The 26,154-nt window shown below is 29.3% G+C and carries 21 protein-coding genes and 1 pseudogene; 21 read left to right on the top strand and 1 reads right to left on the bottom strand.

Translation table 11 applies throughout. From position 1 onward, the window contains the following. Nucleotides 1-513, bottom strand: a 513-nt coding sequence (locus tag B4H69_RS10540; RefSeq protein ID WP_291093889.1) for a phage tail protein, incomplete at its 3' end; no start/stop codon positions are given. 369 nt (nucleotides 514-882) lie between these two features. Here B4H69_RS10540 and B4H69_RS10545 point away from each other — a divergent pair. The 21 genes and pseudogenes from B4H69_RS10545 (at nucleotide 883) to B4H69_RS10645 (ending at nucleotide 26,086) form a co-directional block, all read left to right on the top strand. Then, complete coding sequence (locus tag B4H69_RS10545) at nucleotides 883-2,160, top strand: hypothetical protein (RefSeq protein ID WP_180906065.1); 1,278 nt, start codon at nucleotides 883-885, stop codon at nucleotides 2,158-2,160. A gap of 346 nt (nucleotides 2,161-2,506) precedes the next feature. After that, nucleotides 2,507-3,868, top strand: a complete 1,362-nt coding sequence (locus B4H69_RS10550) for a hypothetical protein (protein WP_180906064.1) — start codon at nucleotides 2,507-2,509, stop codon at nucleotides 3,866-3,868. Between the two features lie 205 nt (nucleotides 3,869-4,073). Beyond that, entirely contained in the window at nucleotides 4,074-4,487 is a 414-nt protein-coding gene (locus B4H69_RS10555; RefSeq protein WP_180906063.1) for a transposase, read from the top strand. Further along, on the top strand, nucleotides 4,466-4,789 hold the full coding sequence (locus B4H69_RS10560; protein ID WP_180906062.1) for a helix-turn-helix domain-containing protein: 324 nt from the start codon (nucleotides 4,466-4,468) through the stop codon (nucleotides 4,787-4,789). Before B4H69_RS10555 ends, B4H69_RS10560 begins: the two co-directional genes overlap by 22 nt. 341 nt (nucleotides 4,790-5,130) lie before the next feature. Continuing rightward, a complete protein-coding gene (locus B4H69_RS10565) occupies nucleotides 5,131-5,274 on the top strand; it encodes a hypothetical protein (RefSeq protein WP_180906061.1) in 144 nt (47 codons plus the stop codon). 80 nt (nucleotides 5,275-5,354) lie between these two features. Beyond that, complete coding sequence (locus tag B4H69_RS10570) at nucleotides 5,355-5,981, top strand: helix-turn-helix transcriptional regulator (protein ID WP_180906060.1); 627 nt, start codon at nucleotides 5,355-5,357, stop codon at nucleotides 5,979-5,981. 86 nt (nucleotides 5,982-6,067) lie between these two features. After that, on the top strand, nucleotides 6,068-6,985 hold the full coding sequence (locus B4H69_RS10575) for a helix-turn-helix transcriptional regulator (RefSeq protein WP_180906059.1): 918 nt from the start codon (nucleotides 6,068-6,070) through the stop codon (nucleotides 6,983-6,985). Between the two features lie 159 nt (nucleotides 6,986-7,144). Further along, nucleotides 7,145-7,579, top strand: a complete 435-nt coding sequence (locus tag B4H69_RS10580) for a hypothetical protein (RefSeq protein ID WP_180906058.1) — start codon at nucleotides 7,145-7,147, stop codon at nucleotides 7,577-7,579. A 254-nt stretch (nucleotides 7,580-7,833) separates the two neighbouring features. Then, nucleotides 7,834-9,411 (top strand): EndoU domain-containing protein, encoded by a 1,578-nt coding sequence (locus B4H69_RS10585; RefSeq protein WP_180906057.1) that lies wholly within the window; start codon nucleotides 7,834-7,836, stop codon nucleotides 9,409-9,411. Between the two features lie 18 nt (nucleotides 9,412-9,429). Next, nucleotides 9,430-9,777, top strand: a complete 348-nt coding sequence (locus tag B4H69_RS10590) for a hypothetical protein (protein ID WP_180906056.1) — start codon at nucleotides 9,430-9,432, stop codon at nucleotides 9,775-9,777. A 107-nt stretch (nucleotides 9,778-9,884) separates the two neighbouring features. Further along, nucleotides 9,885-10,388: a M15 family metallopeptidase gene (locus B4H69_RS10595; RefSeq protein ID WP_180906055.1), complete on the top strand. Its 504-nt coding sequence runs from the start codon at nucleotides 9,885-9,887 to the stop codon at nucleotides 10,386-10,388. A gap of 24 nt (nucleotides 10,389-10,412) precedes the next feature. Continuing rightward, a complete protein-coding gene (locus tag B4H69_RS10600) occupies nucleotides 10,413-11,498 on the top strand; it encodes a patatin-like phospholipase family protein (protein WP_180906054.1) in 1,086 nt (361 codons plus the stop codon). Between the two features lie 51 nt (nucleotides 11,499-11,549). Next, nucleotides 11,550-13,985: a hypothetical protein gene (locus tag B4H69_RS10605; protein WP_291093898.1), complete on the top strand. Its 2,436-nt coding sequence runs from the start codon at nucleotides 11,550-11,552 to the stop codon at nucleotides 13,983-13,985. Between the two features lie 2 nt (nucleotides 13,986-13,987). Next, nucleotides 13,988-14,317 carry a hypothetical protein gene (locus B4H69_RS10610; RefSeq protein ID WP_291093900.1) on the top strand — a complete coding sequence of 110 codons (330 nt, stop codon included), beginning with the start codon at nucleotides 13,988-13,990 and terminating at the stop codon, nucleotides 14,315-14,317. A gap of 146 nt (nucleotides 14,318-14,463) precedes the next feature. After that, the gene (locus tag B4H69_RS10615) at nucleotides 14,464-14,811 is read left to right on the top strand and encodes a hypothetical protein (RefSeq protein ID WP_291093902.1); all 348 of its coding nucleotides are present in this window, start codon (nucleotides 14,464-14,466) and stop codon (nucleotides 14,809-14,811) included. Between the two features lie 294 nt (nucleotides 14,812-15,105). Further along, nucleotides 15,106-15,522 (top strand): annotated as a pseudogene (locus tag B4H69_RS10620) (cysteine peptidase family C39 domain-containing protein); the annotation flags it as partial. 4 nt (nucleotides 15,523-15,526) lie between these two features. Continuing rightward, a complete protein-coding gene (locus tag B4H69_RS10625; protein ID WP_291093904.1) occupies nucleotides 15,527-16,024 on the top strand; it encodes a hypothetical protein in 498 nt (165 codons plus the stop codon). A 350-nt stretch (nucleotides 16,025-16,374) separates the two neighbouring features. Beyond that, on the top strand, nucleotides 16,375-18,690 hold the full coding sequence (locus B4H69_RS10630) for a hypothetical protein (RefSeq protein ID WP_291093905.1): 2,316 nt from the start codon (nucleotides 16,375-16,377) through the stop codon (nucleotides 18,688-18,690). 210 nt (nucleotides 18,691-18,900) lie between these two features. Then, the gene (locus B4H69_RS10635) at nucleotides 18,901-22,548 is read left to right on the top strand and encodes a hypothetical protein (RefSeq protein WP_291093907.1); all 3,648 of its coding nucleotides are present in this window, start codon (nucleotides 18,901-18,903) and stop codon (nucleotides 22,546-22,548) included. 29 nt (nucleotides 22,549-22,577) lie between these two features. After that, complete coding sequence (locus B4H69_RS10640) at nucleotides 22,578-25,709, top strand: hypothetical protein (RefSeq protein WP_291093909.1); 3,132 nt, start codon at nucleotides 22,578-22,580, stop codon at nucleotides 25,707-25,709. Between the two features lie 62 nt (nucleotides 25,710-25,771). Next, nucleotides 25,772-26,086, top strand: coding sequence for a hypothetical protein (locus B4H69_RS10645; protein WP_180906051.1), 315 nt, complete (start codon nucleotides 25,772-25,774; stop codon nucleotides 26,084-26,086). The last annotated feature ends 68 nt before the right edge of the window (nucleotides 26,087-26,154 follow it).

The raw sequence follows: 26,154 nt of genomic DNA on the forward strand, positions 1-26,154 counted from the left end.
ACAAATCACATAATTCATCCCTAAAGAAGGCATACGGTTTTCATGTCCCTGGTTTCCTCCTTGTGGTTCTAGTGTAACATCTCCTAAATCAACGGAGTTACTATTCAGCCCCACATTTGGTTCTGTCTGTACAAAACCTTGTGTAGGAACTTTCATACGACCTCTTGATTCAACAGGTGCAGCCAAACTAGAGCCTGATGTAATCCTTGCTTGAGTAGCACCCTTCGCACTTACCTTAAAATGATTACCTTTTATTTCTACAAGATGTAGATGCGCAGGCATTTCTGTAGAGGTTAAGGCATGCGTTTCTTCACCTGCCGTTTTCCCTAAAGAAATTTCATTTGAAAACCCTACAGGAATTCGGCCTCTAAAATCCGGTAAGGCAAATGTTGTTACGCCATTTCCTCCATACATCGCTCCCAGTATACTAAATAAAGCTTGATTCTGATTAATAGACAAAATTTGTCCATAGCAGAAAGCCCAATTCCTAGGAGCATACGGACCTGCAAACATCCGAATTTCACCAATTGTTCCTTCGTACATATAAATTAAAGTTTTTGAATTATCCTATTTAATAGGAAGGAGAGAGTAGAATGGCAACCTATATAAATTGCGTTATANNGAGCTCAACTTTTAGAGGGGGGACAAATAGGGGGGACAAATTCATAAAATAATATTTTTTCCGAAATAATAAAGAATAAATGATTAAAAATAAACAAATTACATTGTTAAAACCTTATAACAGATAAAAAATACAATCCAACTAAAAACAATAAAGTAGCCATGTCGTATGCCATAAAGTAGCTTTGCCGTAGTCAATCTCTTTCCTCAAAAAATAAAAGCCAATAGGTTTGCACATTATTTTAAAACTAAACAAAAAGTATGAAAAAAAGCGTTTTCCTTTTTACAACTTTATTCTCTGTCCTCTCGTTCGGGCAAGTAGGGATTAATACAGAAAATCCTCAAGGAATTTTTAATGTAGATGGTAAATCTTCTCCCGAAACAACAAATCCAAAAACAGGAATTCCAGATCCTTTACAAGCTTCAGATGACTTTGTAATTACGTCTTCTGGTAGTGTTGGAATTGGAACAATATCTCCAGATCCATCAGCTATTTTGGATGTAAATACAGATGGTGCCTCTAATGGCAACAAAAGAGGTTTTTTAGGTCCTAAAGTTTCGTTAGAAAGCAATACAGACCAAACCACAATAGCCAATCCTGCTATAGGATTGCTAATTTACAACTTAGGAAAAAGAGGATTAACAACAGAAGGTTATCTCTATTGGAACGGAACCGAATGGGTTAAATTTTCTACAAGAAGTAGTATTTCTCCTTCAATTAACAAATTAGATTGTAGTTTAGCTTATATCACACCAAAAAAATTCGAACAAGGAGTTCCTTATATTGGAACTTTAGTAATTCCTTATTCAGGAGGAAATGGAGGATCTTATCCTGCTGGTTCGCCAATACTTTCTACAGGAATAACTGGTCTTACAGCTACATTACAATATGGTGATTTAGAATATGGAGTTGGTCAACTAATATACTCAATAACTGGAACTCCTTCTGGTTCATCTCCAAATACCGCAGAATTTGCAATAGATTTTTTTGGACAATCTTGTTCTGCTACTGTAGGAAAAAATGAACTTTCTCGAGGCGAATCAGAATATTTTAGTGGAACAGGGGTTTTAGCAAGTCTTTCCAATGTTTTATTAAGCAGCAATGGAGATAAAATGCCAACGATTGAAGACACTTTTCAGTTTGATGCTTTCGCAATCTCAAGTTCTAATTCCGCAGGTCCTGTATCCATTGTGCCTAGAGTATACAATATAAGTAATGAAGCTCAAAAATTTTGGTGGATGGGAATGACCTCCCAAGAAGGACGTGGTGATGCGAATGTCATCCTAGCTCCTAATGGTTATCAGAATCTTGATAACGGAATGTATTTAGGATATGGTGTAAATATGGTAAAAGGAGTTTCGACTCCAGGTACTGCGGTTACATACTCAAATAATACCGAAGGATATAATTTTGATTTTATCCTCGAAGGAAATAAATGGTACAAAGTAGAAATGTCTTTTACCATTGATAATATGGACACGACAAATAATGCCGATAATGTTCGAAAATGGTACTGCCGAATTACCAGAATGTTTTAACCAAACAAACCTATTAAGTTACAATACGGGATAAAAAAATCCCGTATCTGTAACAATTCATACCACATGAAATATTGAACTTAAAAAATAACAACCATAATTTGTTTAAATAAAAAAAGATAAATTCATGTATGGGATTTTTTCCGAAATAACAAAAACTAAACAACTTAAAAACAATTAATTAAACTTAAAAAAAAATACACAACAGGTAAAAAATACAATCCCTCTAAAAAAGATTAAGTACCTATGTCGTACAAAGGAAGGTAGCTTTGCTGTAGTTGATTTCTTTTCATAAAAAAGAAAAGAGAATAAGTTTGTAAATCATTTAAAACTAAACAAAAGAAGTATGAAAAAAGGCATTTTATTTTTTATAAATTTACTCTCTATCCTCTCTTTTGGCCAAGTAGGTATTAATACTTCCAATCCGCAAGGCTTATTCAATATTGATGGAAAATTAACAGCAGAAACTACCAATCCTTCAAGTGGAGAGCCAACATCTAAACATTTTGAAGATGATTTTATAGTCACTAAATCTGGAGCGACTGGTATAGGTACAAATCCTAATAAATATGCTATGCTTGATGTTTCATCAATAAATAAAGGTTTACTTGTTCCTAGAATTACTTTAAATTCTAATACAACGGATCTTAATGCAGATGGTGATAATGATATTTCAAACCAACCACAGGGTTTACTAGTTTATAATATAGGTACAGCTTTACCAAAAGGATATTATTTCTGGAACGGAACCGAATGGCGAAGCATTGAGGACACTACTTCTGTTAAAGCAAGTGCATCTGTAAATTGCACCGCTTCTACAATAGATCCTTCGCAAAATATTGATGGAACTTCTCCTAAACCTATACTGTCAGGTAGTATCATCAAAGTTCCATATACGGGAGGAAACGGTGGAAAATTTGTAGGTGTTACCTTAACATCTGTAGGTAATCCTAATATTACGGCTACAATTGCAGATGGAAAGTTAGAGTATGGTTCAGGCTACCTAGTTTTTGCAGTACAAGGAATACCCATTGCTTCTCAGTCGTCGCCAATAGGAATCTCATTTGATTTAACTTCTTTTTTTGAAGCAAATACTGATATAACAGGATGTAAAGATATAACTGTTGGTACGCAAATGAACGCTGATATTAAAATAATTGCAGTGATGGATTACATGAAATTTGTAACAGATCCTGATACAGGTGTAAAAGGCTTTACTGTTAATGCTACAACTCCTGACGGTTTATATACTATAAAAGTTTTTATGAGACACTCTATTCAGAATAATACAGCTACTTCAAAAAATAATACTTATCGTACAGACAGTGGTACTGAGAACAACGTCTTGATTCGTAATAATACTGCTGATTTAAAAACAATTATGTGGAATTACAACACAGAATATGGTGGTTATATAGGAGATGCTGGAGGCTCATTAAAAGTACCTTCAAAAACACCTGGAGGAGGTGTAGGAAATACATGGAGAACATTGTCTACTTCAAATACAGGTGCTTGGGCAGATCAGGGAATCTATAATGCAAGTAATTCTGGTCCTGAACATAGAAGATACACTTGGATTGATACAACTTCTAACACAAAAGTAGCATACACAGCTATTGTTATGGCAGGTATGGATCCTACTACTGTGCAAACTGATGTAGAAAAATTAAAAGTATATATAAAAATAGAGCAAGTAACAGGTTTGTAAAACAATCTTTTTATTAATCTCTTATAGATAATAAACTACCTACAACAATTTTTTTAATTAAAATCTCTTTCATTTATCTAAAAATTGAAAGAGATTTTTAACTATCAAAAGCAATAATTTGTCGTATAAAATAAGACTTCATATTTAGAGTTTACTTTTCTATTTCTCTTTATTAAAATTCTATTTTATATTAAATAAATGAAAAATGAATTTCAAAAACATCCATATCGGATCTATTATTCTTCAACGAGTAAATGAATGTAACATTGAAAACACACGTATTTGTAATTTTTTAAAATGCAATGAAATAGATCTTCAAAAAATGTATTCTTCTGAAAGTTTAGACTCAAAAATTTTATTGAGATGGAGCAAATTATTAGAATATGATTTTTTTAGAATTTACTCTCAACATCTCATTTTATTCTCTCCTCCAAATCCTCCAAATCAAACAGATAAAAGAAACTCTTTGCCTCAATTCAGAAAAAACCTTTATACAAAAGAGCTAATTGATTTTATTGTAGATAAAATTAAAACGGATAAAATGACGACAAAACAAGTCATTGAGAATTATAGAATACCTAAAACAACTTTACACAAATGGCTAGAAAAGAACAAATAATAAAACCAAATTATAAAAAAATTTACAATGATATTCTAGATGAAATGTTTCCTGAAAAGAAACAGGAGTTCTCCTATTTTTTTAATAAAAAGCAGGTATCATCTTTAGATATTATTGATATAAATAATAAAATATTTGGCTACAAATCTGAAATTGACCGAAAACATTATGCTTATTTAAAATCAGATATCATTGAGATTCTAAATTATCAGAAAAAACATTGTTTAAATGATGCTCAATTAGCAAAACATTTTAATATCAGTAGAAACTCTGTAGCAAAGTGGAAAAAAATATTTTTATAACCATATTATATCAAAAACAATATTTACACATACACAATATTGATTTAAAACACTTTATCTATTTTATTTATAATGAGACTTAATTAGAAATTACGTTTATTTTAAAGCTTTTCTAACATGTTTCTTAAAATTTTAAAAATAAGATTGGTAGAAGTTACTTCTTCATTGAAAAAGTTTACTTATCTCGTATTTTTATAACTATATCGTTAATTTACAATACTTTGCTAAACTTCTCGAATAATTATATTTGCGGAATGATGATAAAGAAAAGTTGGAATTTTATTTTAAATCGACATATCCCCTCCCAAATAGACGAACTAGAACTTATATATGCACAAAGAATGAATTTATTTTCTTTTGCTTTAGGTATCGTGTTTTATGTAAATGGAATTCGCGATTTATTTTTTGGTCATACCATTTATTTTAGTGCCTTAATAGGTATTGGAACAATTTATATGATTGTGTTATTTGGTTTAAACCTATAGCTTGGCTATTTAACCTCATCTTCTTACTTTTTGTTATTTTCTTTTTCTCCACCACAAAGGGATTTGGAAACGGCTTGTCAATGTATTATTTTGTAATTCTGATTGCTTCGTTATTTATTTTCAATGAAAAGGATACGGTTAAATTAAATATCATCATTTATACTATTGCGTTGATATTATTTATAATAAGTCATTATTATGATTTTAGGATTTTTACAATCGAAGATTCCGAACATAAAACATATACACGAAATCAAAGAATTTTTACATTTATTGAAACGTTCATAGGAATTATTTGCTTCGGATATTTTATTCTATCAAAACATTTTAGAGTAGCTCGTTTATACAAACAAACTATGCGAAGCGAAAAAATGATTATCGAACTAAGGCGAAAACTTAGAACTGATACTCAAATTTATGCGATAGAAGAAGTCGTAAAACTCGCTGTAAAAGACGATATAGCTTATATTCCTAAATTTAAGTTAGTTTTTCCGAATTTCTATGCCAATCTTTTGTCCATTAATCCTGAAATGACGCCAGACGAATTCAAATTTTGTTCTTTACTCAAATTAGGTTTTACAACCAAAGATATTGCAGAATACAACAATCTTGCAATAAGAACTGTGCAAACAAGAAAAAGTAGATTAAGAAAAACCTTTGACATCTCTTCCGAAGTTGATTTGTACAAATGGATTGACGAAGTGTGAATAACTTTTTCTATTCCTTTTTTTTTAAAATGACAAGTTTTGGCGTTATCAAAAAATATCTTAGCCATCCAATCAAATTATTAGGTATGAAAAAAGATTTTTTTTTGACACGTTATGCTCTTATCATTAAAAGATTAGAAAGGTCAGCAGCTACATACGAAGGAATAGAAGATTATCTATTGAATTCATTTGAATTTCAAGATGCTGAGGTTTATACTTATTCTAAACGAACTCTTCAAAGGGATTTGAGAGCAATTCAAAACTTATTTAATATCGAAATTATAAATGATCGGTCTAATTTATTTAAGTATACAATTGTCTCTCGTCCTATCATGGAAGTCGATGAGTACAATCAACGTTTACTAGAATCTTATCAAATTATTAATACACTTAATACTTATCCCGATTTTGAAGACTATGTTTTTCTAGAATCTAGAAAACATCGTGGAATAAATTCTTTTTATGAATTGCTACATGCAATAAGAAATAGAAAAGTAATCCAGTTCTCTTATCACAATTATTTAAAAAATACATTTACGGAACGGAAGGTACATCCATTAATTTTAAAAGAATCGAAAGATCGTTGGTATTTAGTTGCTCTTGATAAAAAGGACGAACAAGTAAAATGTTTTGGTTTAGATCGGATATCTAATTTATCTCTATTCGATGCTACGTTTAAAAAATATGAAATGGATTTTAAAACTTATTTCAAATATGCTTTTGGAATTATATGTTTTCAAGACCAAAAACCGTATCGAATTGTTTTGGAATGTAGCCAAAATCAGAAAGAATATATCAAAAGTTTTCCATTGCATGACTCTCAAATTATAGTAGAAGAAACTACACAAAAATGTGTGTTTGAAATGTTACTTTATCCATCGTATGATTTTATGCAAGAAATTTTGTCCTATGGAAAAGAAGTAAAAGTACTGGAGCCTCCTATTTTAATTAACCAAATAAAAGAACAATTAATTGCTTCTTGTCAAAATTATCAAATTCTTTAAAATAACAACTCTATATATTTTCTATCGATGAAATCAAACAGTTTTTGTACTGCAGATTTCATCGATTTCTTTTTTACCAAAAAATTCATTTCACCTACGACAAGTTTTGGCATAATCTACTTTTAGTTTTGTTTAAAACGACAAAAAAAAGTAAATTTTATGAAAAATGATTATTTAAAAGACCTCGATGATTGGGATAATGAATCGCAACAGATTTTATTATCTCTAGCTAAAAATAACGAATTTATTTCTTTTGAAGAAATGGAAAAAGGAGTTTTAGGAAAAGGAAAAAATATTTTTGATGGAATTAAAACAAACAAAACTTTCCAAGATATTTCAAATGAAATTGCGATAGAAAGTCCATTTGGAAAGCAAAGTATTTTTTATAACTATTTTGTAACAATTAGTAATCCAAAAGACAAAGTAATAAAAGATGAAAAGAAATTCTATACCAATTTTATAGCATGCAAATCTGGTAGTGAAGTTTTTGAACGCTATAATGATGATCAAAATATAGCTGATAATGAAATGAACATTTATTGTGAAGAGGAAGTACTGGAAAGTCAAACTTCTTTGGAACAGCATGTCGTGTAAGAATTGGAAAAGGTTTTAGAGGAATTTTAGAAAGAAATAATTTTAATGTTTTTATAACCAATTTCAATACGACAACAACTTCTTTAAATGATTTTGTATCAAAAATAGCAGCTTCTCATAAAATTTCTTCTTCTTTATTAGAAATAGCGATTAGGATTGAGTTTTTAGAAAAGAATGAGCTTAATCAAGCTTATCAACAAGTAGCTAAATTAAATAATTCTGTAGCAGATTTTTTACAATCAGGAGTAGAAATATTGGATACTTATAAACTGACAGATGTAAGCTATGATTACGAAAAATATTTTCTGAGTCTTAGAAATACAACGAGTCAAAATTATCCTTACAAACCATTATTACCTATCAAAGCTTTTATGACAGAGCAAGATAGAATGTACTCTAAAGATGCAAAAAATTTTGTAACAACAGGTTTAAAAAGTTTAACTAGTTTTTTAGGTACTTTCGAAGAACTAATCACTGGAGTTGGCTATTATTTATTGAAAAAGACAAAAGAGTTTTCGCAAGATGTTGCAGAAGCAATTGTATTTTTTGCAAAAGAACAATTAGAAAAAATAATTCCGGAATCTATAAAAACAATTTTTAAACGATTAAAAAATTGTTTAGTAAAAATAGTTAACGCGATAGATAATGCAGGACAATTAGTTAAAAACAAATTGGGACATGATTTGGCTATGGCAAATGCCTTTTTATGCGGATTAGCAAATGGATTAATTTCTTTGGTACAAACAATATTAATGCTTTTAGCTTTTGTTGTGGATAAGATACCTTTATTGGAGGTAGAAAAAATGACTCCTTCGGAATTAGTTAAACACCAAGAAAAGTTAGAATTTGTAGAAGATACTATTGATTTGTTAGAAGAAAAAGTACCTCATTTAGTAGATGCTATCAAATTATTGATTACAGATAATAAGATATGGAGAGAGTTAACAAGTTTCTGTAAATTATTGAAAAATAAAATTGCTAACCTCAACCAATATTTTTGGATGTTTTTTATTGGAGCCGTCACTTTTGAAATTTTACTAGAAGTTATTATTGTAATTTTTACGGCAGGTAGTGGTAATGTAGTTAGTTTATCATCAAAAATAAGTAGAATTTCTACTAAAGCAGAACAACTTGCCACAAAAACTGCTAACTTCGTTGGTAAACTTACTTCTCAAGTCAAAAATTCTCTCAACCAATTGATCAAATGGCTAAAAAAAGAGTTTGAAGATTTAATAGAAGCTGTAAAAAGTGGAAAATTTGTAGACTATGTAAAAGAAAAATTTTATAGATTAATAGATGATCAAGATGGTTTAAGAAAAATATATCTAAATAAATGGTTACATAAATTTGATGAAAACTTTGTAAATCATTTGAGTGGAGATGTTGAATTTATTAGTCAAAAAGTTTTCAATAAAAAATGGTTGAAATATGAGGAATGGATATATTTAGGAACGAAAGGACAAGGAGGCCATTTTATGAATAAATTTGTAAGGATAGATGAAATTATATATCCAAAGAATACTTATTCTATGTTACAAATAGCCGAAGATATTCCTTTTAAAGCTAAAATATCTGTAAAATCACTAAATGGTAAATCATTTCCTAAACTTGCAGAATCTTCGATGTTTCCTAAAAATTGGGATGTTAAGAGAATACAACAAGAAATAGCCTATGTATACGAAAATACGGTGGAGAAAGGAATAGGATTAAATCCAGATTCATTGAGCAAGAAATTTAAGCAGTATAAATTTAAAGATTCTTCTGGTAAGTTTGATATTTTAATAGAGATCGATGAAGCTGAAAATATTATGAATGCATATCCAAAATTATAATAATAAAAAAAAGTTAAAATGAAATATAATTTTAAAAAACATGATTGGGACGGAACAATGGTTTTTGGAATAGAGTCAGAACAGAGTACAATTAATAATATTGGTAGTTGGGATTGGACTTCAGAAAAAGTTCAAAAAATTATAAATGGAATAGAAGACAGTAAAACCAAACCCAAAGGAGAAGAATATACATGGGGCAATGAAGATGTCAACCTCTATTCGAATAAAAATGGCGTTTTGTTAATAGATGTTCTAGCTCAAAGAGGTAAACAATATGATCCAGATATTATAACATTAAAATTAACGCACGAAGAAATTTTAACATTTCTAAATGATTTTAAAAAATTTGTAGAAGAAAACAGTTAATTTTAAAAACCGCTCAATGAGCGGTTTTTCTTTTTAATAAAAATCCATTTCCACTACGTCAACTTTTGACACAAGCGGCTGTTACTTTTGTCTAAAATCACAATAAAATGGATAAAGTAACACAACAACGCATTGCAACTTTACATCCTTTGGTTAGAGAAGAAGTGGCACAAATTATCAACGAAATAGATAAACGATTAACAGGACGAGCTAAAGTGCGTATTACACAAGCTTTACGAACATTCGAAGAACAAAATAATCTTTATGCGCAAGGTCGTACAAAAAAAGGATTAAAAGTAACGAATGCTAAAGGTGGACAAAGTATTCACAATTATGGATTGGCAGTTGATATCTGTTTAATTATCGATGGAAAAACGGCAAGTTGGGATATGAAAACCGATTGGGACGATGACGGTTTAGCCGATTGGATGGAATGTGTTTCAATCTTCAAAAAATATGGATGGATTTGGGGTGGAGATTGGAAAAATTTCAAAGACGGAAGTCATTTCGAAAAAGAGTTTTTACAGACTTCTAAGGGAAAACAAAAAGTAAATAATTGGAGAGACCTCATCAAAATGAAACAGGACAAATTGGGCTACATTATTTTCTAAACAATTCAAAAAAAACACAAAAAAATGAAAAAGAAAATTACTATTCTCTCCATTGACGGAGGAGGAATACGAGGAATTATACCTTGCATCATCCTCCGTTATATCGAAGAGCAAATACAATTATTAGATAACCCATATGCCAAAATAGGTGATTATTTTGATTTGATTGCAGGAAGTAGTACTGGAGGTTTATTAGCTTCTATTCTGCTTTATCCAAATGATCAAAGAACAGCAAATTATTCGATTAAAACAGCATTTGATTTATACACAGAAAAAGGAAATGATATTTTCAATGTTTCATTTTGGCAACGATTAATCAATCCGTTTGGATTATTTAGTGAAAAAATTTCTGAAGAACAATTGGAAAAACATTTAGCTGATTTCTTTGGTAACCTTGAATTGAAAAGTTTAATAAAACCATCGTTAATTACTGCTTATGATTTAGAAAATAGGAAAGCTAAATTATTTAATTCGTTTAATGCGCATGTAGATTCAAACAATTTTCAGGTAAAAGATATTTGTCGTGCAACATCTGCTGCCCCAACTTATTTTTCTCCAGCTCAAATCAAATCAAAGTATGGCCAATTGTTTACGTTGATTGATGGAGGAGTTTTTGCAAATAATCCTGCTTTGTGTGCATATGCAGAAGCTCGAAAAATTCCTTTTGGAGATTTGTTTCAAGACCTAGAAAAACCAAATTATCCTTCAATCAAAAATATGGTAATCGTTTCTATTGGTACTGGAACTGTTTTGAAAAAATATGCGTACAATAAATTTGAGAATGCAGGAAAGCTAAAATGGATAGAACCACTTATAGATATTTTACTATCTGCAAATGCAGAAACCGTCGATTATCAATTGTCTCAAATGATAAATACGTTAGGCAAGCGAAATCGTCAGAATTATTATCGAATCAATCCATCAATTAAGAATGCATCTTCTGAGATGGATGATGTCCGAAAAGAAAACATTGAAGCATTGATTCAAGCAGGATTAAGCTATGTTGATGAGAATAAAGAAGTATTGCATCAATTGGCACAAAAGTTAATTAAGAATAAAGTTTCAAATCAAAATTCCATTACGACAACTTTTGGCACAATCGCCGTATAGCTTTGTATTGTAAAAGAAAGAGCGCTCTTTTATAATTAAAAACCACAAATTATGACAAATGATTATTTAAGAGATCTCGACGATTGGGACGAGGAGTCTCAGCAAATTTTATTGTCTTTAGCCAAAAATAACGAGTTTATTTCTTTTGAAGAATTGGAAAAAGGAGTTTTTGGAAAAGACCCATTTGAGAAAATTAGAATTAATGAAAATTCTAACCGATTAGTAAGTCCATTTTACAAAGAATTTGGACTAGAAGAAGGTGAAAGTATAAAAGTAGATGTTCCGATTTCTATTTTTAACTATACAGGAAAAAAAACTTCCTCTAATAAAAAATCGACAGAAGAAGATTCTCCAAATGAAAAACCAAAGGAAGTACACGGATATGCGTACGAAACTCATGTACAAGTAGAAGATACTGGTACAAAGGTTTTTGAAGCCTATGATAAAGAAAAATCAAGCTTTAATCCATATCATGTCAAATTGTATTATGAAAAATTGAACAACCAATATTTTAATTTTAGTGGACGAAACTGCATTGTAAATATAGGGAATACATATTATCAAAATTTTATGTCACAATTTCCTAAGCAGAAAATCAGAAGTTGGTATGACAATAGAACAAAATCAATTATTGTAGACTCTATTGAGTTAGAAGCTAAATATACCAAGCTTGTTTTAGATTCTGTTCATCAAGACAATCAACTATCAGAAGTTGATATTTATAAAGCAATCAAACTAAATGCTTGGTCAAAAAGCGAATCAGGTTCTATACTTAATGCAATCGGGAGTATAAACGATGGTATGGCAGAAGCTGTAGCTAAAATAGCAGAATTTATTGGAAAAAGTAAAATAGCAGAAAAACGTTATTTAGCTGATAGAAATGATTATCAACCCTATTTAGTAGAAAAAGCAGTTTCTTCTCCAACAGTTATTTCTATCGGAATCGGAATTTCTGTTTTAGAAAAACTTGTACAGAAGAATCTTAATTTATTAAAAAAGCTGAATGTTGAGAATTATTTACCATCAGGTTTCAAAAAAGTAATAGAAGAATTAACAGGTTTTACAACCAAAGTCAATACTATGATAAAATCTGCTGTAACTATTGTAGCAGATATAGCAGGAGAATATCTGAAACTTGTTAATGCTTTTGTTTGTGGTTTGATTAATGGATTAATCAGCCTTTTCGAATTTCTATTTCAGATTATTTCTTTTATCATTGGTTTAGATGCTTCTATCAAAAGTTATAATGATTATTTAGAACAACAAAAAAATATTGAAACATTAGAGGAAGTTCTTAATTTTTTATTCTCCGAAACATCCGCTTTTTTGGATGGTTTTATAGATCTTATTAAAGATTTAAAAAACTTAAGACTTAAGGATTTTGAAGCATTAATCAAAAGTCTTTTTGAAAAATTAGGAAATATCTCGAGATACCAATACGCTTATTACGCAGGAAATATTGTATTTGAAGTGATAGTTGGGGTTATATTGGCTCTTCTTACTGGAGGTTCTGGTAATATTGCTCAGGCAGTTAGTAAATCAGAAAAACTAATTCAATTTCTTAAAATCTTAGGACGCGAATTTATTTCTACTGTTACTTTTGGTATTACAGATTTATTAGCATTTTTCCGTAAATTAATCCAATCCTTTGCAAGAGCATGCAAAAACGGTTTTAAAGGATTTATAGAATGGATACGTTCTTTGTTAAATAGAGAAGGAAAACATCTGGATGAGGTGTTAGATGAAGTTGAAAGAAGAAGTTTAAAAAACTATTCTAAAACTGAAATCTTAGCTCTGTTAGTACAAGATAATATTAATAAATTTTATAATTCTACACATCTTGAAGCAATTTATAAAAAAGCTTTACAATTAGATATGAGTCTTGAAGATTTAAGAGGTTTTGTTAAAACAGGTAATATAAAAGAAATTAAATCAGTAGAGTTACTAAAACAGATGGACAATTACATTAATATCGTATTAAAAAGAGGTTATCCTTTTGGTTTTAGAAATTTAAAAGAATTTGAACAGTTTTGTGATATATTAAAAAGTGAACTAAGTTCAATTGGTTTATCAACTAACGATATTAGAATACAAGGATCGTCTTTAAGAAAATTAAAACCAAAAGATTTAGATCTAGCTGTTTTCATTGATGATAGTAATTTTAACAATTTACTTCGTAATGCTTTTGAAGGTAAAATTAAATTAAATGGTAAAATAGTAGATATTTCTAAAATGAGTGACAAGGAGCTAATGAATCTTTCAGAGAATATTTTCAAAAATGATAAAACAAATGCGGTATCTAGAACTTTTGCATTTGCCATGCAAAATAGGAAAATAAGTGGATTGACTAAACCTAGAATAAAAGCTGGGCATCGAAAAATAATAGAACAGCTAAATAAAAAATTTTATAATTTAAGAATTGATGATATTTCAATTCAAACTAGAGGAGGTAAATTAGAGTTAAAACCAGATTTAAAAATTAAATAACTATGAAAAAATTTGAATACAATGGATATATAAGATCCTCATATCCTATTATATCTAAATGGTTAAATAGAAGCTTTAAAAATATCATTGAAAAATCAAAAGTAGAATTTATTTTAAAAGAGAGCAGAAAAGAACTTTATATTTATGATGATTTTAATGGTGGCTTTTTATTCAGTGCAGAATTTTTAGGGACATTTGATGAAGCTCAAAAATTTATCAATACAATTGTTGATAATCTAAAAAAGAATGGTATTTCATATTATCAATTTCAATGGAACGAAATTGATAAGGAAGGAAATCAAATAGGAAAAGAATATGAAATAAATTCTTAGTCTAAATTTAAAATTTTTAAGAGGCTGTCCGAAAAAGTCGGGCAGCTTTTTTTATAAAAATATAAACAATTGAATATTGAAGATATTTCCATTCAAACTAAAGGAGGAAAATTAGAATTAAAACCAGATTTAAAAATTAAATAATTATGAAAAATAAATATGTTTATGCAGGATATATAAAAATTGAATATGATAAAATGAAAGCTATAATGAAATCTATATATGGTAATAAAATTAGAGATAGATTTGCTTCAGATATTCAGCCTGAAATTAATTATGAAGATTCAAACACATTCATATATATATCAGAGTCAGATGAAAATGCATTCTTATTTAGCGCCGAGTTTTTAGGTAAATTTGATGGAGCTCAAAATTTTATAAATACTATTGTTCAAAGTTTAAAAAAACATGGAATATTATATTATCAATTTGAATGGAATGAAATTGATGATGAAGGAAACCAAATAGGAGAAGAATATGAAATAAATTCTTAATCTAAATTTTCTAAACCGCTTCGTAAAAAGCGGTTTTTATTTTTTCTTAAATTACTCCAATCCTTTGCTAGGGCATGTAAAAACGGTTTTAAAGGATTTATAGAATGGATACGTTTTTTGTTAAATAGAGAAGGTAAACACCTGGATGAGGTGTTGGATAATGTTAGTAAAAAAATTGACGACCTTATTCCTAATAGTAGAAAGTATTTAAAATGAGGAGGTGATTCTACTAAAACATTTGCAGAAAATGCAGGATTTAAATTACAAAAATTTGTAAGCAAAACCAAAGTTTTTGGACAAAGTGAAGATTATACTTGTGTAGCTACTTCACTTAAAATGGTTTTGAAAGATAAAAATATTGTAAAAAATGAAGAATATCTTGCACAAGCATTGAATACAAATAAAGATGGAGCAAGAATTAAAGATATTCCAGATGCTTTATATAATAGTTATCTTGATGATGTGGTAGCAATTTATGAAGAAAAAATAAAATTTTCTAAATTACTCGAGAAATTAGACGTTGAAGATAAAGCAATTGTAAGTGTTGGTACAAACGAATTTAAGGGGCACGCTATGGTTTTGGAGAAAGTGGAAAATGGAAAAGTTTTTTTACGAGATCCTTTGCCTATACATCAAGGGGCTTCCTATACAATGAGTTTAAAAGATTTTGAAAAAATATTTAATGATAAAGCAGTAATTATTAAAAAATAAAAAAATGACAGAACTAGTAAATATAAAATATAATACAAAGGGAGAAAAACCTCAAAAAGGTTATCAAATTATTTATGTTAGAAGTATACCACATGCAAAAGAGGTGTTAGACAATTTTAAGAATGCAGTACTAACAATTTTAAAAAATATTAAACTAAATGATGAAGACTCAAAATGGAATAATTTATTACCACAAGGAATAGTTACGAAAACAAAACAATTAGATAGTGATGATTATGCAAATGATGAATTTCTAACTGATATTGATATATCTATTTATAAATATCAAAAAATTAAAGATTGGGAATGGTATAGCTCTTTAGAAGTAGAAAATGGTTTTGATATTATCGTAAAAGGTAATTTTAATACTTTCCAATTTATCAGTTTTATTCATTGTCAAAATGCTCCATTAGCTAATATCAGACTGGTAGATGTGGACAAAAATAAGATGTATGAGTTAAGGACTATCAAAGATTATACAACATATAAAATTTTAAAGTAATTATTAATAAAACCGCCTCATGAGAAGCGGTTTTTATTTTTTCTTAAATAATTTCAAAAACTAAATTTCATTACGACAAGTTTTGACACATTCCTGTAGTTTATTTGTATTATCAAAATAAGGGAAGAAAAGTAATTAAAAAAAAATTCCTTACGACGACTTTTGGCGTATCTGCCATCTAAATTTGTCACTATAATAAAACAGAATACAAAAAATATATCTAAAAAGCGAAGCCTTTTTGGACATGTATAACCTATACTTTTTTTATCGGACTTGCAAGTAAATAGAAATCTATAACCGAGCAAAGAAAGTTATAAATACTTTTTATCAAGACCCAAATTAAAATTATTATGAAAAAAAATACAGGAAAAATAATTAGAGTAGATAGTCTACCTCCAAAAATGGATCGTTTTACAAATGTCATTTATCAAGTATCTGTAACTGGTTCTCCAACTTATATAGATTATGCTATAGATGAAAATGGAGATATAAAAACCCCAACTTTAGATACAACATTAACAGAAAATAATTTTGGTAAAGTAAAAACGGTTAATGGACAAGAGCCTAATGAGAATGGAAATATTAAAGTAGATGATTATGTGCAAATTTATCATTCTGAAGAAGAATTACAAGATATTTTAGATAAAGGAATACGAGATAATATTTATTTTAATCATGACACAAAATCACTAGTTTTCGGACATTCTGATGGAGATGGTTACAGTAAATTTGAAATGAATGAATATTTGGAAAAACCAGTTAATGAGACTTCTGATGAAGATAAAAAAGTAGTTTTATATTCTGAAGACGAAGATAAATCTTATTATATTCCTTTATCCAAGGTTGCAGGTAATGTAAAAACAGTTGATCGTAAAGAACCTGATGAAAATGGTGAAATATATTTAGGAGTGTATACAAAAGTAGCAATACCACCAGAGAGAGAGCTTAATAGAGTTTTGTTAGGAGATGGTTCTACAAAAGCTCAAATAGAAACTCGTAGATATACATCTAATAATATAGTAGGTAGTGGTATTGAACAAACGACAAGTAGTTTAAAAATACCAAACATATATAAATTAGGAGGTTATACAGAATTTAGAAATGGTCCAGGGTTACGAAACGAGAATATGTATGGTACAAGAGTATGGTATGCTAAAGAAATGGTTATCACTACATGTTTTTTCAAGTATGGAGTAGAAGGCAAAATTGATTTTTATAGTACTAAAACTATGGAACTTGTAAGAAGTGTACCCATAAAAACATATTTGAATAGACCTAATGATGAGATTATAAATGTCATGGCGGATATAGATAAAGAAAACTTGAGAATCTATTTTGTATCTGCAAGTTTAGCAAATTCTTACAAGGCTATATATGTTTATGATTTTACTACAGACGCTATGAAAGAAATACCTGGAAGTACAGAGATTCTAGCTAAAAGTGCAGGTAGTGATTTTAGAAGTATACGTTATAATAAATATACAAATACTTTCACTTATCTACATAGAGAAAGTAGTCCAACAAACCCTGCAACTCAAATATGGAGTTCGTATGATTTTGACGTAAGTAATTTTGAAGACATAAAAATACTACCAAATCTTTTGTTTAATATAGTATATTCGACAGCTTACGACGATAATGTAAGTTTTACTAAAGATGGTGTATTCGTTACAAATAGCCAATATTGTATATTTGTAACTACATATAATGATCCCTATAGATATCAGATGACAAAAATAAATGCAACATCTGGTTCTTTTATAGTGCATACTCTTACATCTGCAGGAACTGCTTTAGCTGTAAGTTGTCTTACAGGAGATATCTGGGAAGTATATCCTTCATTAACAAAACCAGCAAGAAAACTTGGTACATTACCGCAACCAGCTAATAGGCTTAGTAGACCAATTATAGATAAGAACAATAATGTATATGTTTCTACAAGTGAAGATGGTTGGTTTCCTAACATATATAAATTTAAATTAGAGGATGGAGAACTTGATATACAATTAGCTTATCGAGGGGACTCAGCTTTATATGCAAAATATGTATCTTTTATGTGTACAGACGGTGAGAATATATATTTCACCCCAGCTAATAATGTAGCTCCTAATACACCTAGAAAGATATCACCTATAGGAGATAACAAAATACTAGGTATAAATAACAAAGAAGAGCTATTTCTTTTGGATATTACTCCAGAAGAGTTTATTCCACTTACAGGAACTGAACCTAATAAACCAATAACTGGACATATAGAATTAGCACCAAATGTAGCAATTAAATCTTCTAATTTATCTGGAGCTGGTATAATTATAAATGATGGTCAAGGTTATAATAATGCTAGTATATTTTTTGATTTAGGAGATCCATCAAATGGTACTTTATATGCAAGTACATATTTCTCTGATACATCATCTCCAGGAATGTCAGGAACGGTTTTAGCTCAAACTTATTATGTAGATCGAGAAGTTTCAAAAGCTTATATGGTTGATGATTCAATAGAACCTCTAACACTTGTAGATTTTAAATCGAAATATAATGAAGATATAAATAAAGAAAAACCATTTACTGTATATTTCCCTAATCTTTCTGATGAAGTAAAAAAGAAAATAATATTCTTAGGTAACGATACTTATGTAGAAGAAGTTATAAATAGTTTAAAATAAAATTCCTTACGACGACTTTTGGCGTATCTGCCATCTAAATTTGTCACTATAATAAAATAGAATACAAAAAATATATCTAAAAAGCGAAGCCTTTTTGGACATGTATAACCTATACTTTTTTTATCGGACTTGCAAGTAAATAGAAATCTATAACCGAGCAAAGAAAGTTATAAATACTTTTTATCAAACCATAAAAATTAAAAACAAAAAATGAGTACAAATGCATCACAAACATTATTCAGATTTACAAGTTTACGTAACCCTGAATTAGCGACTACAAAAGATAATCCAAGGTTTATTACAAGAGAGAATTATGTTGGAGGTTTCTTTGATGATATTTTAAAAGATAAAACAGATCAAAATCAAACAAAACTAACTTATTTAACATCTCGTGCGAAAGAGTTTAAAAGTCAAAATCATTATATTTCAACAGAAGATATTTTAAAATCAAAATATAATTATCTATATAATCTCAAATTCCCTCAATTAATTGCAGAGATTACAGAAATTTTTCAAAATAAAAATGCGCAACAAGTAACAGAAAATATTACTCTTACAACAGAGCAAGTTAAAGTCCTTTGGGATAATTTAATTTATCAGGTACTTACAGAAGAAAATTTTTATCTAAAAGAAAAGATTTTCGAAATTTTACGTAAACGTAATTATTTTACTTTTATCTATAATAAAGCAGAAAACCAAGCAACTAAAGAAGATTATGATAAGGTAAAAAATGCAAAAATTGTTATGCCTGATGAGTTATTTGTAGATGGTGTAAAACAAAGACCAAAGCTCCAAATTTCTCACTCTATTCTTACACAATTACAACAAAAAAATGAAAAATTACAGACTTTAACACAAGCTAAAGCTGAAAGAGAAAAATTGATTGAACTAAAGACAGAGTTTTCTAAAGCACAAACTATTTATCAGAAAAACTACGCTAAAGCTTTGAAACAAGAGCAAGCTACTTATGAAGAATCTATTCGTGTTGAAAGAGAAGCTTATGAATTGAGATTACTTCAAGCCGAAGCAAATTTAGCAGCAGATGTAACAGAAGCCCAACGAAAATTAGCTTTGGCAAATGTAGTAAAACCAGATTACGATACGTTTAATTTTACATTTAGAGAAGAATTAGATACAACATTTTTAGAAGAAAAATTATCGTCAGACTCTCTTACAATGTTAGATAATGTCCTTTCTAAAAAAACGATTAATATTGATTTAGAAGAAAATCAAGAAGCTGAACGACCTTCAGGTTTAATTAATTTTGATCAAGATGAATTTGAGTCTTTTAACGATGTTCTAAAAACAATTGACGAAAAAATTGCTTTACAAGATCAATTAATTATTGCTAATACTGAAATCGAAAAACAACAATTTGTAAATGTTGGTGGAGTATTGTTACCTATATCGAGTAAGATTAATGAAACGAGTACTTATAAATTAATATTAGTTCGAGTATATAACAATAGGGAGTTATTAAGAAATTTTAATATAGATTTAGTTATTCCTGATGGCTGGAGTGTGGTTAATGGTAAATTAACAATTAAAAATGCTAATGGATATGAAACATTTGAGAAAGACTATGATAATCAGAGTGGTAATACTGTAAGTTTTCAATCTTTATTAGGAGGTAATATAGATTCAACAGCCTATAGCTTAATATCAGAATTAAAATTTGAAGTATTTTTCTCTAACGGAGCTAAAGGTGAATTTGTTGCTTATAAAGTAGAATATGATAACCGTACTGGAACAGAAGGGGTTTTAAATATAATTTATAATGACACTAACGGTTCGGGAGGTACAAATAATAATACATATAATTCATCCGAAAATAATTTCATTCCATCAGGTTTTGGTGTTCGTCGATTAGGAATTGTAGATTATTTGAAAGTAGAGCAAAGTACGCATGCTTATGTTCCTGGAGAAGTCGCGCATATTGAGAATATTATGGCACGTGAATACCGAGAAAAATCGACTCGTCGTTTATCTCGAACAGAAGACACAACAACTTCATCATCAGAAACAGAACGTGAACAGTTAACAGACACAACCACAACAACGCGTTTTGAAATGCAGACAGAGATTGCAAAAATTATGTCAGAAACAACTGATATTGCTACCTACGCTAATGGAAAAAAATGGGGTATTGAGATGGGAGCGTCTTTTGCAAACAATCGATCAAAAGAAGAAAGTTCTCGTGCAGCAACTACCCAGGCACAAGATATTACTGCGAGAGCTTTGGATCGTATTGTATCTAAAGTAAAAGAGGAGCGCGTGCGTAAAGCCGTAGAAGAGTTTGAAGAAAACAATATGCATGGCTTTGATAATAGACAAGGAGATCAGCATGTTGTTGGTGTATACCGTTGGGTAGATAAAATTATGAAAAATCAAATCTTCAATTACGGAAAACGAATGATGTTTGAATTTATGATTCCTCAACCATCTAAGATTCATCGTTTAGCAATGGTGAATATGAACCCTACAGAAGTAATTGAAAAGCCTATTGATCCAAGAAAAGCGGAAGATTGGCATTTTGACTTAAATGCTTTTGTAACAGCAACAGGAATTGAAAAAATAACACAATTTAATGCGTTAAAGTATTGGGCAGGTGTATATAATGTAGAATTACCTAATTATACTGATGAAATTTACATAGGTAAAGCTTTTTCATTTGTCAGTACAGAAGCAGGAAATGGAAAAGACAATTGGGATGAAATTTTTGCTAAAGATGATTTTATTGAAATTCCTGAAGGGTATATTACAAAAAAAGCTAGGGCTTCAATTAGTTTCCCTTCTGGAGATTCTTATAACAAAATTTCAGTATCTGTAGGAAATAGAGTGTTTTATAGACCTAATTTTAATGTAGCTCCAGAAAATGATAGACCTATTACTGATGTGGATCAAATCCAATTAAATATTTCTCCATTTACAGGATCAATTCCTATCTCTATTTCTCAGATGGGGCTTCATACAGGTAATGTTAACATTGAAGTTAAATGTGAATTAACAGAATATGGTCGTCGATTATTGTTCAATAAAATTATTGAAGCATACGAAGAAGCATTAACAACTTATGAACAAAAAGTAAAAGAAGCTGGAGAAATTGCTACAAATATAAAAGAAACAAATGCAAATTTCTACCGTCAAATAGAAAGTGATGTTCTAAAACATAACTGTATGGCTTATTTGGTTGATCCTAATGCCTTAGGAACAGATTTAATTTTAAATGGAGACAGATTAAATGATATCCAAGTCAAATTAAATAAAAGTCTTGATGAATACACTTCTCTAGTTAAATTTATGGAACAAGCTTTTGAGTGGGACATTATGTCGTACAATTTCTATCCATATTTCTGGGGTGCTAAAAAAGATTGGGGAGAATTATATCAATCTGAAAGCATCGATCCTTTATTTCGTTCGTTCTTGCAAAGTGGAATGGCTCGAGTGGTAGTTACAGTAAAACCAGGCTTCGAAGATGCTGTACAATTCTATATGTCGACTGGTAAAATTTGGAGCGGAGGTGAAGTTCCTGTTATTGGAGATCCAATGTATTTATCTATTGTAGATGAAATGCGCGAACCAACAGGTGAAAAAGTAGGAAAATTCTGGATGACTAGAATTCCAACTTCATTGAATATTTTACAAGCAGAGAGTATCGGATTGAAAGTAGAGCAAGCTTTACCATATACAATAGAGGAAAAGACAAATTGTGAAAATCCAGATTTGATTATTGATTCTGAAAAATTTCCATTTAAAAATGAAAATGCTCTGTTAAATGGAGGTTCTTCCTCTAATGCAAATAATGAAATAGAAGAAGTTATTTCTGGTGATTGGACAGATACAACATCTGTAGATTAATATTTAGCTAACTTAAAAAAATAGATAAAATGTCAAAAAATATAGGAAAAATAATTCGTGTAAATAGTTTACCTCCAAAAGGAGAGCGTTTAACAAATGTCATTTATCAAGTAGCAGTCCCAGAGACTGCTACTTATATCGACTATGCGGTAGATGAGAATGGAGATATCAAAACTCCAACTTTAGATAAGTCTTTAGCTGAGAATGATTTTAGTAAAGTAAAAACAGTTAATAATGAAGTTCCTGACGAACAAGGAAATATTGATGTAAATGACTATGTCCAAATCTATAATTCAGAAGAAGAGTTACAAGAAATTTGGGATAATGGGATTCGTGATAAAATCTACTTCAATCATCAAACAAAAGATATGGTAATTGGACATTCCGATGGAGATGCTTATAGCTTGTTTAAAATGGATGAGTATTTAGATAAACCTATTACGACAGGAACAGATCAAGAACACCCTTATGTTGTAGTTGTGGATAATGAAGGGAATTCTGCTAAAAGAGATTTAGAGGATTTTGGTAAAATAAAAACTGTGAACAACCAAGAACCAGATGAAAATGGTAATATAAAAATAGAAGAAGAATTTGTAAAAAATGGTAATGGATGGTCATATAAATATGCAAAAGATAATCCTTTATTTTATGGTGAACAAGGAGAATATTCAATAAACTTATCATTTACAAATAACGAAAATACAGAAGAAGATTATAAATTTGGCTCAATTGGAAAATACTCTGTAGCAATGGGTCTTAATTCTTCTGCTATGGGTAAATCTTCATTTGTATCAGGAGAATCAAACAAATCTTCAGGTGATTATAATCATATAATTTCTTTTGGAAGTAAAATTATAGAAACTAGTGGTTTTGCTGAAGAGGGTGAAAAAAATACCAATGGTATATTTGGTGGTGGTGAAAATATTATTAAGGATAATTATGGAAGTGCTACTCTTGGAGGGTGGAATAATAGTATAATTGGTATTAGAGAACCTAAATTTGTTAATAATTATTCTCACGATAATGTAATAGTTGGTGGATATGAAAATACTCTTGATGTTGACCCATCTAATACAAATGCAGTTATTAGAGCGTGTGCTATAGTTGGTGGTAGAAAAAATAAAGGTCAAGGATTTTATCAACTTATTTCAGGTGCATATAATGAAGCTGTTACAATGGGAGAGACTATTGTTGGTGTTTATAGTACTATTCAAGATAAAACTATTTCTAATCGTGATTATGTACCTACAGCTAGAATGTTTAATGTTGGTATCGGGTATTGGAAAGGTTATAATCAAGATGTAATTCAAAAAAGACAAGATGGTTTATCCGTTTTTTGGAATGGTCTTGTTACAGCACCTACATCTTCTATTTCTTTAATTAATTCTAATAATAAATCATTAGTAACTAAAGAATATATTGATAATAGAATTAGTAGTTTATCAACTATAGATTTATCTAACTATTACAATAGAACTGAAACAGATAATTTAATAGATAATAAAACTGAATTTGTTAAAAGTGGAAATGGATGGAGTTTAAAACCTTATAAGGATAATGGTAATACAGGATTAAATTCTATTAATTTCGGTTATGATTCTTCAAAAAATACGGGCGAACGTTCTATGATTTTTGGAGGTAGAGGTGTTACAGTAAGCGGAATTGCTAGTGTTTCAATCGGAGGAGATAGTAACAATATTTCATCATCATCATCTTTAGCTATTGGTAATAATAATAATATTAGCGGAGGCGATAATAACTATGTTTTAGGTTATGGAAGTAGAGTTACAGGTCAAGGGAATTTTATACATACGAACGATGAACATGTAACTGTAACGGGTAATAAAAATACTTTATTTGGAGCAGATAGAGTTACTGTAAATAGCGGTGGTAATAATAACGTAATTGTTGGAGGTTCAGGAATTACTACAGGCATTGGTAGTTCAAATAATACTATTATAGGAGGAACTTCAACAAATATAGGAACTAAAGGTGATAATATTATAATAGGCGTTCAAAATAAAACTGATTTTCAGAAAGCTAAAATATTAGGTGATAATAATACAGCTTCTAATGATTCAGAAATAATTCTAGGAACCGCTGCTACAGATGTTAAATATACTTCAAATGATAATGTACTTAAAGTTGGTATGGGGACTTTAAGTGAGACCACAGGTTCAGTTACAGAGAGAAAAGATGCATTAATTGTAGATAAATCTGGTTTAGCTTACTTACCAACTTCAACAAAAGAATTAATTGAAGCGTCTTCAAAAGGTACTACTATCGTAACTAAAGATTATCTTACAGATAAAATAAATAATTTACCAATTCCTAGCGGTAATTATATTCCACTTACAGGAACTGAATCAGGTAAAAATCTTACAGGTTCTATTGAAGTAGCATCTGATAATTCCATTCCTATTTTTAAAAGCGGAAAAAGTAGTATCTCTTTTAAAGAAAATGAATTAGCTACAAAATTAATTTTCGATTATAACCAAGGTAATCTTAATTTAGGTTCATACACTATTTCAGACTATTCTTCAGGAGCAGGTAATGAAAAAATTTATACTAGAAAAGCAGGTGATATTATAGACTTTACTTCATTTAAACAATCAGTTGATGAGTTTTCTTCTAATATAGATTTATCTACAAAATCTAGTTTTAATAATTTATCTTTTGTTCAAAAATCATATGTAGATAAATCTATTGAAAAACAAATTACTTTTAAAGATGTTACTGATAATTATTTGGTAGAAAATTTTAATTCAAGAGAATTAATTATTGAAGCCAATATTAGAGGACAATCTGATAATCCTGCTGTAAATATTCCGTTATTCACTAATAGTAAAGGTAAAAAAGTAACTATAGTAAATTCAACATCTAAAACAGAAGAATATTCTTCAATTGAGATATATTCAGATGGAAGTGTTTTATTAGGAACTATTGAGCCTGGATTAAAAGTTACATTTATTTCAAATGGAACTAAATGGATTAAGATGGATAATATAATTTCTGCAGGAATAGGTACTAAAATAGATGAATATGGCAATGTAAATTTAGATTTAGATTGGTTAAAAATTTGGATCAATCAATACTTCCTATCTTTAGATGGAGGCACTGTAAATGGTACTGTAACTGCGAATGCTTTTATCGAAAAATAAAAAAATTTCAGAACCAAAAAGAATAGCCACTTTCGAGTGGCTTTATACCAACATATATGATTTTGAAAGGAGATACTCCAACTACTAAAAAAAATGTTACAAAGACAGAATTAATAGCTAATTATAATGTGGATGAAAAGTTATTGACAGGATATTTAGATAAACAGTTAATTACTAGAGAAAGATATGTAAGACATCTAGTAGTATTAGTTGGAGATAATTTTTCAAGATTTAATAACGAATCTTATCTTAATCTAATAATTATGAATCTAAATAATGGACAACCATTAAATACTTTTTCATTTTTAGAAAGTGATTTAATTTATACAAAGTGTGAAACAATGTTTAATTCAAATTTATATAATAGGAGGATTTAATAATTAAACGTATTTTTTATAATACCTAACATACAAATACCTTTAAAATATATAAATACAAAACAATA

Source organism: Empedobacter sp. UBA6745, assembly GCF_002453775.1.
Taxonomy (GTDB): domain Bacteria; phylum Bacteroidota; class Bacteroidia; order Flavobacteriales; family Weeksellaceae; genus Empedobacter; species Empedobacter falsenii_C.

Bases quoted from the DNA above. Each gene is read 5' to 3' on its own strand.
- B4H69_RS10545 (WP_180906065.1), top strand. From the start codon at position 883: ATGAAAAAAAGCGTTTTCCTTTTTACAACTTTATTCTCTGTCCTCTCG.
- B4H69_RS10635 (WP_291093907.1), top strand. From the start codon at position 18,901: ATGAGTACAAATGCATCACAAACATTATTCAGATTTACAAGTTTACGT.
- B4H69_RS10560 (WP_180906062.1), top strand. From the start codon at position 4,466: ATGGCTAGAAAAGAACAAATAATAAAACCAAATTATAAAAAAATTTAC.
- B4H69_RS10610 (WP_291093900.1), top strand. From the start codon at position 13,988: ATGAAAAAATTTGAATACAATGGATATATAAGATCCTCATATCCTATT.
- B4H69_RS10570 (WP_180906060.1), top strand. From the start codon at position 5,355: ATGTATTATTTTGTAATTCTGATTGCTTCGTTATTTATTTTCAATGAA.
- B4H69_RS10550 (WP_180906064.1), top strand. From the start codon at position 2,507: ATGAAAAAAGGCATTTTATTTTTTATAAATTTACTCTCTATCCTCTCT.
- B4H69_RS10625 (WP_291093904.1), top strand. From the start codon at position 15,527: ATGACAGAACTAGTAAATATAAAATATAATACAAAGGGAGAAAAACCT.
- B4H69_RS10555 (WP_180906063.1), top strand. From the start codon at position 4,074: ATGAATTTCAAAAACATCCATATCGGATCTATTATTCTTCAACGAGTA.
- B4H69_RS10605 (WP_291093898.1), top strand. From the start codon at position 11,550: ATGACAAATGATTATTTAAGAGATCTCGACGATTGGGACGAGGAGTCT.
- B4H69_RS10600 (WP_180906054.1), top strand. From the start codon at position 10,413: ATGAAAAAGAAAATTACTATTCTCTCCATTGACGGAGGAGGAATACGA.
- B4H69_RS10580 (WP_180906058.1), top strand. From the start codon at position 7,145: ATGAAAAATGATTATTTAAAAGACCTCGATGATTGGGATAATGAATCG.
- B4H69_RS10590 (WP_180906056.1), top strand. From the start codon at position 9,430: ATGAAATATAATTTTAAAAAACATGATTGGGACGGAACAATGGTTTTT.
- B4H69_RS10640 (WP_291093909.1), top strand. From the start codon at position 22,578: ATGTCAAAAAATATAGGAAAAATAATTCGTGTAAATAGTTTACCTCCA.
- B4H69_RS10575 (WP_180906059.1), top strand. From the start codon at position 6,068: ATGAAAAAAGATTTTTTTTTGACACGTTATGCTCTTATCATTAAAAGA.
- B4H69_RS10565 (WP_180906061.1), top strand. From the start codon at position 5,131: ATGAATTTATTTTCTTTTGCTTTAGGTATCGTGTTTTATGTAAATGGA.
- B4H69_RS10595 (WP_180906055.1), top strand. From the start codon at position 9,885: ATGGATAAAGTAACACAACAACGCATTGCAACTTTACATCCTTTGGTT.
- B4H69_RS10630 (WP_291093905.1), top strand. From the start codon at position 16,375: ATGAAAAAAAATACAGGAAAAATAATTAGAGTAGATAGTCTACCTCCA.
- B4H69_RS10615 (WP_291093902.1), top strand. From the start codon at position 14,464: ATGAAAAATAAATATGTTTATGCAGGATATATAAAAATTGAATATGAT.